Here is a 6,786-nt window from a genome sequence, read left to right on the forward strand (position 1 = left end):
TCACTGTAACGTCTAATTACTTTGTCATTTCTGTACATAATGTTTAAAATTATGTAGCCTTATTTCAGGACGGGTCATTATTGTTGCCAACGTGTTTATATATGGTTTGTTGCGTGGTTTAAGCAACTAATTTAGTAAATAATTACAGACAAAGAAAATCCGAGAGGATTTTCGTAAGTAGGCAAAAAGCCAGCAATAAATTATATATGGTGTTGCCAGTAGTTTTTTATTTCCTGTAATATATTGTTCTTTTAAATATGGCATTTTTCACCCATTTCCCATTTTTCAACATATAACGTTTTTGTCTTTTCCAATTTCCAAATTTGTCATATTTGTATTCAAATTTAAAAAGTTTAGATTGTAACAAATCTCCATATTCATTCCTTAAGTCATTATTATCTGATATTGAAAAATCAATTTTTCCTGAACTGATTGATTTAACTTCTCCTAATTCGTTATAGACAGTTCTTTTCGTTAAATTATTTACATAATCATATTCTGCTGTTTCTTTTCCATAAGGAATTGAATTTTCAATAAGTTTCAGTTCTATTGGATGTCCTTTTTCATTATTTATAATATTCGTAACTCTATAAATTTTATTATTTCTTTTATTTATTATTTTAGTTAAAAATCTATTTTCATCATATTCATAATAAGTTGTGGTTACATTTCTAACATATGGTTGAGTCAATTCAACTCTTCTTGTTAATGAGTGAGTTTGAGTTGAATCGTAGGTAATAGTAAAACGAGTTTTACGATTATATTTTTCATTAAATCTATCTTCTTTTATAACTCGACTACTATCATTTAGTATTATTGTAGATGTTTCAATTTCTGTATCATTCTTGTTAAAAAAAGTTCTGTGTTTAACAATTTTTTTTACACTCTTAATTTTTCGTAAATCTAATCTGTCATCGTGATGTAATGCAGAATAAATATTTTGTCCTGTTATAAACTGAAAATTAGAAAGAAAGATGAAAATTAGAACTAAATTTTTATTCATTTTGGGTTCAATTTGTTAATTACTGGCAACGTGTTTATATATGGTTTGTTGCGTGGTTAAACACTAAAGTTAGTAAATAATTACAGACAAAGAAAATCCGCGAGGATTTTCGTAAGTAAGCAAAAAGTCAGCAATAAATTATATATGGTGTTGTGCGTTCGTTTTTTATTATTCGTTCAGTTTGTTTATTGTTTCCAAAAGCCAATCTTCATTAACTTTTTTTGATTTTTTATTCTCAATAATTTTATTTTCCAATAATTTAATGAAATCTTTATCATTAAATGATTCAATAGATTCTAAAATCATCGAACCATTTTCGTCAATGTTTTTAAGTTCAGTTTTTAAAATTTCTTTTATTTTTCTGTCTTTCCTTTTTGCTAATCCTAAAATCGCTTCTAATCGTGTAATTTCGTCTTTGTCCGTAATTCTATTCCACAATGCAATTCTGATTTCTTTAGTATCATCTTCAATCTGCGTTCCAATTCCAAAAGTTGCCCAATTTCTGGTGTCAGAATCTTTGTCATTTGATAGCTCAATTAAAGTTTTTATTGCTTTCTCATTTTCTAAACAAGAGATTGCAAGAGTTAATTGAAATCTTACATTCACAAAACTGTGAGTTTTGAATTTTATTAATTTAGAAATTTGGTTCTCATTTAAATTCTCATTATTGTGACTGATTGATGATAAAATTGCAGAAATTACTTTTGGCGATTTCTCATTTTTTAATAATTTAAAATATAAATCTACTGTTTTTTCTTGTTGAAATCTTGGGTTAAAACCTAACTGTGCTAATACATAAATTCCAATAATTTTTTCTTTTTCACTTTCAGATTTCGCAAGTTTAAACGCTCGATTATAAACTTTTTTATTTGGTCTTTTTCTTAATTCTCTAATATTCTCCCAAAAAGTTTTTTGCGTTTTATTATTCAGCAGTCGAGTGAATATTTTTTCAGATGTCCATTTTTTTCGACTCATTTTTCCTTTTTCGAGAGTGTTGCTTAAATGACGCACAACGTGTTTGTACAAGGTTAGTTGCGTGGTTTAGCCATAAAGTTAGTAAATAATTACTGACAAAGAAAATCCGCGAGGATTTTCGTAAGTAAGCTAAAAAAAGCAATTAATTTTGTACGGTGTTGTAGTGCGTTATTTATTTTTCATTTTCTTTAACCACTCCTCATAATATGGTCTGTCATTATTAGCTGGAACTTCGTACCATTGCGAACAAACAAAATAAAATTCTCCGTTAATTAGATAAGGGTTTTTCCAATATCTAACCCTCTCGTAATTTGGTGAATTTTCTTTTGCTAAAAATGGAAATTGAATATCAAAAGTTAATTTAGAATAATCACCTCTTTGTAATCTTTCAATTTCATTTCTGTCTATTGAGTTGTTTTTAACTAATTCATTGAATGTTTTTCGAACATATTTTCCAATTGGAAGTTTTCCAGACTGTTCATTAATATTCTCAAAATTTCTATATTTTTTCGTTCTCGGTTTTCCATAATTTTCTATTGGAACAATTTTGTTCTTATTTTCTATTTTAACCTCTATTACTTTGAAAACTTTATCGATTATTTTTTCATCAAATTTACCTCGAAGTTCAGTTTTTAAATAGTCAACTATTTTTTCGCTATAGTTTTCAGATAGCATTTTGTTTTTTAATTTTTTAAAATCTTCTATTTCTTTTAACTGTTGAATTTTTTCTTGAGCGTGATTTTCTATATTTTCTTTCCTATAATTTTCTTTGCTAAATAAATGAACAAATTTTAGTCCTTTTTCGTTATCTCTTTTGAATTCAATTTCATCTATTAATACGATACCATTTTTATTAAAATATTTACCATCTAAAAACAATTGAATTTTATTCCCAATTAGAATACCTAATTCAACTCTTGTAATTCCCATATAAGATGAAAGTTGTCCTTTGAAAGTAGAATTATCAATTTCAAGAGAAGGTTTTTTAACTTCTACAATAAAAAGGTTGCCTTTCTCTTTTGATTTTAAGATTAAATCTGGACTTATTCTATTTGAAGCACCTATTTGAATACTTTCTCGTACAGCAATTTCATTATTAAATTCGCTCCATCCTAATTTTTCAAATGCTTGAACTACTTTTAATTCAAACAACTGTTCGCTTGTGTTTGTTGACAAATTTTCAGATAGTATGTAACATAGTTCATTCCATTTCTCCATATTAAATTTCTGTTTTTAAGTACGATTTTTCATTTTTCACTAATGCACTACAACGTTTCTCGTATAAGCTTTGTTGCGTTTGTTTATGCTAAAAGTAAGCAAATTATTAAACAACTGTGTGCCTGCGTATTTTTCCGAAGGAAAAATTTAGCAGCAATAAAGTTTATACAGTGTTGGCAACTGGCTTTTTTAAAATCCAGATAAATACCATAAGCCGTTCCTTTTTACCATTCCCATTTTTTCCAATCTGTTTGAACTTACCCCATAAGCAAATTCAATTTCAGCTATATTATCTTTTATTACAGGTTTTCCAATAATTCTTCCATTTTTAAAAGAATCTTGTAATTCCTTTTTTCTTTCTTTAGATAACATTTCAGCATAACAAATTGAGTTTACATCACTATCATTTTCTCCATAAGGATCACATAAATTTCTAAAATTCGAAAAATCTCCTTTTTTAGCAGATTCAAATATATATTTCATTACGCTTTCAGGGTCTTTTTGAAATTCAAAAGTTTTCAAGTATTCTAATTGTGCTATTTCATTCTTTAGTTTCTCTCCATAGTTTCTTATTTCACTTAATTGTTTGTAAGCTTTTTTTAACTGTTTGTCTTTAGTTGATTGTGAGCGACCTATTTGAAATTTATTAATTTTTTCAATATTCTCTTGAGCTTTTTTTATAGCTTCTGGCAATCTTTGAAGCTGCATTGTCAATTCTGTTATTTTCTTTCTTTTTCCTACATTTACTTTTTGTTCGTGGATTTTTTCTAACTCAATTTTTTTTCTCTCATTTTCAGCTTTTAATTCTAATTTTTCTTTTTCAATTTTAATTTCCTTTTCACTTTTACCACAAGAGTTTAAAGTCAAAATTGTTAGTAAAGCTAAAATGTAATTTGTTTTCATAGTTTTTATTTAATTTTCTGTATTGCTTGTTGCCAACGTGTTTTTGTATGGTTTGTTGCGAGTTTAAGCAATAAAGTTAATGAATAAAACACTAACAAAGAAAATCCGAGAGGATTTTCGCAAGTGAGCAATTTGCAAGCAATAAATTATACAAGGTGTTGGGCAAAGTTTTTTATTCAATTTCAATTAATTCTGCTTTTTTCATTCCATCAAATTTTTCAAATTCAGACATTTTCATTTTTGGGCAATGATTTACAACTAAATTAAATTCTCTTATTCTTTCAATAGTAGTTAAAAATATTTTGAAATTTCTATTTTTATTTTTAAAAGTCATTTCATAAACTGATTCATTAATTTTATGTATTTCAATAATTGTTTTTTGAAACTTCGTTCTTGACTCAATACTATTCAATTCAAGTTTTATATTTCCTTTTTTTGATTCAATCAATTTATAAATAGTATGAGCTTTAGATTCAAGTGGACCATAAATTATAAACGAATCTTTGAGTAATTCAAATCTTTGGTCAATTCCATCACATCTTTCATAAAGAATATATTCGCCCTTTAATTTTCTTAATGTTATAAAATTATTCGGAAATTCTTTCAACTGAATTGATTTGGGTTTAAAATTCTCATTCAGTTTTTTTAAAGATAATTTGGTATCATTAATATCATATTTTGATTTTTTCCAATTTTCAATTCTTTTGTAGAATATTGAGTTTCTTGTAGTGTCTATGAAAATTTGATTTTCATTTAGATTTAATGACTTTGGATTATTTTTTTCAATAATCGTGTCTTTTTCAAACCTTTCTGTTTGAGAAAATATCTTACCAGAAATTATGGATAGAATTATAATTAATATTACTGTTATTCTGTTCATTTTAATTTTGCCCAACGTGATTGTGTATGATTTCGTTGCGTGTTTCAGCAACTAAATTAGTAAACTAAAACGAACCAGAGGAAATTCCGCAGGAATTTCCAAGTAGGCTAGAACTAGCAATGAATTATACACGGTGTTGTAAGCAGTATTTTATTCACAATAATCTTTAAATTCCATCTTTTTCAGAGCTTTGAAAAATTCCGCTTGAGTGGATTCCGATAAATCATTTCCATAAAAACTCATTGATGTTTTATTATGATTCTTTCTACTTCCTTTTAAACTGTCAATATAAATTCCGCTTGCACCAAAACCTTTGTTTGTCGGCTCAATAAATTTGGCTGAAAAACAAGCAATACTGTCTTTTGTGTATTTATATTTTAGATATTCTTTTGCGTCATATTCAGCAGTAAATTCATCATCGACTATCAAATGTTTTACCTTTTCTAATCGGCTTTTTTGTTTTTTAGAGAATTCAGAATATTCGGTTTCGCTAAACACAAGTATTTCAATGTTTTTTGTCAAATCTCCAGAATACCAACCTAAATCGAAAATCAAAGTATCTTTTTCATTTGTTACTATTCCGCCAACATAACTATCGATTCCTTTAACTTCATATTCTTTCCAGTTTCGAGGTACAGTTATTTCAAATGAGCCAAAGTCAATCGTTTTATATTCGGACTTTTTACAAGAAAAAATCAGAAGTAAAATTATTATCGATAACGTTTTTCTCATATTGCTTACAACGTGTTTATATATGGTTTGTTGCGTGGTTAAGCAGCTAATTTAGTAAATAATTACTGACAAAGAAAATCCGCGAGGATTTTCGTAAGTAAGCAAAAGCCAGCAATAAATTATATATGGTGTTGGCAACTGGCTTTTATTCTTTCAGAAATTCGTTCATATTCCTTTTCTCCCATTTCAGTTTTAATTTTCTGTTTGTTTTTTTCAATAATAATTTTCAATTTTTCTAATTCAAATTTGTTTTTATTCCAAAATTCAGCTGATATTTTTGAAACAGAATCTAATAAATCTCCTTCATACAAATTTCCTTCTGCGATTATATTTTGATCAAGTTTCTTTAATGCAATTCCAATTAAAAACTCAATTCCGATTTTTTGGGAAATCATAAGTCTAATTTGTTCAGTTGTCAATTCAGAAAGTTTGATTTTTCTATATTCAAAGCATTTCTCAATTAAATTAGTTGGAAATTCAGATTCTTTTTTCCAATAATTATTTTCTAATTGTTCGATTGATTTTTCTAACATTTTAATTCATTTATTGATGTTTTCTAAATATTAGAAAAATAGAATTTAAAGATGAAATTAAAAATGGAATACTTGTCCAAAAAGCTATTTCATAAACAGAATTAAAACTCCAATTTCCAGATGAAAGAAAATAGACTGAAACCCACAAAAGTAAAATTCCAACAATTTCAAGTATTCTCTTATAGAATTCAGATTTCAGAAAAATACTTATAATTAACAATACTTTTCCAATTAATGAGATAAATCCAATTGACATAATTTTATCGTTGAATTCTCCACTTAAAGTAAAACCATAATCGTCAATTAAATTTGGAATACTTGCAATATCTATAATTCCCATTATTCCAATTCCGTGACCAACTCCAAGAATTATAAATGAATGCAGAATTAGTGTAAGTATTATAGATTTCGTTTTACTTTTCTTCAAGGTTATTATTTTTCAACGTGCTGATTTTTGCTTGTTGCCAACGTGTTTGTACAAGGTTAGTTGCGTAGTTTTGCTATAAATTTAATAAATAATTACTGACAAAGAAAATCCGCGA

8 protein-coding genes are annotated in these 6,786 nt (G+C 26.8%); all 8 read right to left on the reverse strand.

Annotated elements, in window-relative coordinates; genetic code table 11:
- Window positions 1-226: 226 nt before the first annotated feature.
- Complete coding sequence (locus ACYPV9_RS14115; RefSeq protein ID WP_459744799.1) at window positions 227-1,003, reverse strand: hypothetical protein; 777 nt, start codon at window positions 1,001-1,003, stop codon at window positions 227-229.
- Between the two features lie 168 nt (window positions 1,004-1,171).
- Entirely contained in the window at window positions 1,172-1,978 is an 807-nt protein-coding gene (locus ACYPV9_RS14120) for a hypothetical protein (RefSeq protein WP_459744801.1), read from the reverse strand.
- A 168-nt stretch (window positions 1,979-2,146) separates the two neighbouring features.
- The gene (locus ACYPV9_RS14125) at window positions 2,147-3,196 is read right to left on the reverse strand and encodes a type I restriction enzyme HsdR N-terminal domain-containing protein (RefSeq protein WP_459744803.1); all 1,050 of its coding nucleotides are present in this window, start codon (window positions 3,194-3,196) and stop codon (window positions 2,147-2,149) included.
- A 189-nt stretch (window positions 3,197-3,385) separates the two neighbouring features.
- Window positions 3,386-4,099 (reverse strand): hypothetical protein, encoded by a 714-nt coding sequence (locus tag ACYPV9_RS14130; RefSeq protein WP_459744805.1) that lies wholly within the window; start codon window positions 4,097-4,099, stop codon window positions 3,386-3,388.
- 172 nt (window positions 4,100-4,271) lie between these two features.
- Window positions 4,272-4,979 (reverse strand): hypothetical protein, encoded by a 708-nt coding sequence (locus ACYPV9_RS14135; RefSeq protein ID WP_340932502.1) that lies wholly within the window; start codon window positions 4,977-4,979, stop codon window positions 4,272-4,274.
- Window positions 4,980-5,129: 150 nt separating this feature from the next.
- Entirely contained in the window at window positions 5,130-5,711 is a 582-nt protein-coding gene (locus tag ACYPV9_RS14140) for a hypothetical protein (RefSeq protein ID WP_459744808.1), read from the reverse strand.
- Between the two features lie 119 nt (window positions 5,712-5,830).
- Complete coding sequence (locus tag ACYPV9_RS14145; protein ID WP_459744810.1) at window positions 5,831-6,244, reverse strand: contact-dependent growth inhibition system immunity protein; 414 nt, start codon at window positions 6,242-6,244, stop codon at window positions 5,831-5,833.
- A 10-nt stretch (window positions 6,245-6,254) separates the two neighbouring features.
- The gene (locus tag ACYPV9_RS14150; protein ID WP_459744812.1) at window positions 6,255-6,671 is read right to left on the reverse strand and encodes a hypothetical protein; all 417 of its coding nucleotides are present in this window, start codon (window positions 6,669-6,671) and stop codon (window positions 6,255-6,257) included.
- Window positions 6,672-6,786 lie beyond the last annotated feature (115 nt).

The organism is Polaribacter sp. OB-PA-B3, assembly GCF_054589375.1.

Excerpts from the sequence above, each read along its gene's own strand:
- ACYPV9_RS14115 (WP_459744799.1), bottom strand. The coding sequence starts at position 1,003 with ATGAATAAAAATTTAGTTCTAATTTTCATCTTTCTTTCTAATTTTCAG.
- ACYPV9_RS14120 (WP_459744801.1), bottom strand. The coding sequence starts at position 1,978 with ATGAGTCGAAAAAAATGGACATCTGAAAAAATATTCACTCGACTGCTG.
- ACYPV9_RS14125 (WP_459744803.1), bottom strand. The coding sequence starts at position 3,196 with ATGGAGAAATGGAATGAACTATGTTACATACTATCTGAAAATTTGTCA.
- ACYPV9_RS14130 (WP_459744805.1), bottom strand. The coding sequence starts at position 4,099 with ATGAAAACAAATTACATTTTAGCTTTACTAACAATTTTGACTTTAAAC.
- ACYPV9_RS14135 (WP_340932502.1), bottom strand. The coding sequence starts at position 4,979 with ATGAACAGAATAACAGTAATATTAATTATAATTCTATCCATAATTTCT.
- ACYPV9_RS14140 (WP_459744808.1), bottom strand. The coding sequence starts at position 5,711 with ATGAGAAAAACGTTATCGATAATAATTTTACTTCTGATTTTTTCTTGT.
- ACYPV9_RS14145 (WP_459744810.1), bottom strand. The coding sequence starts at position 6,244 with ATGTTAGAAAAATCAATCGAACAATTAGAAAATAATTATTGGAAAAAA.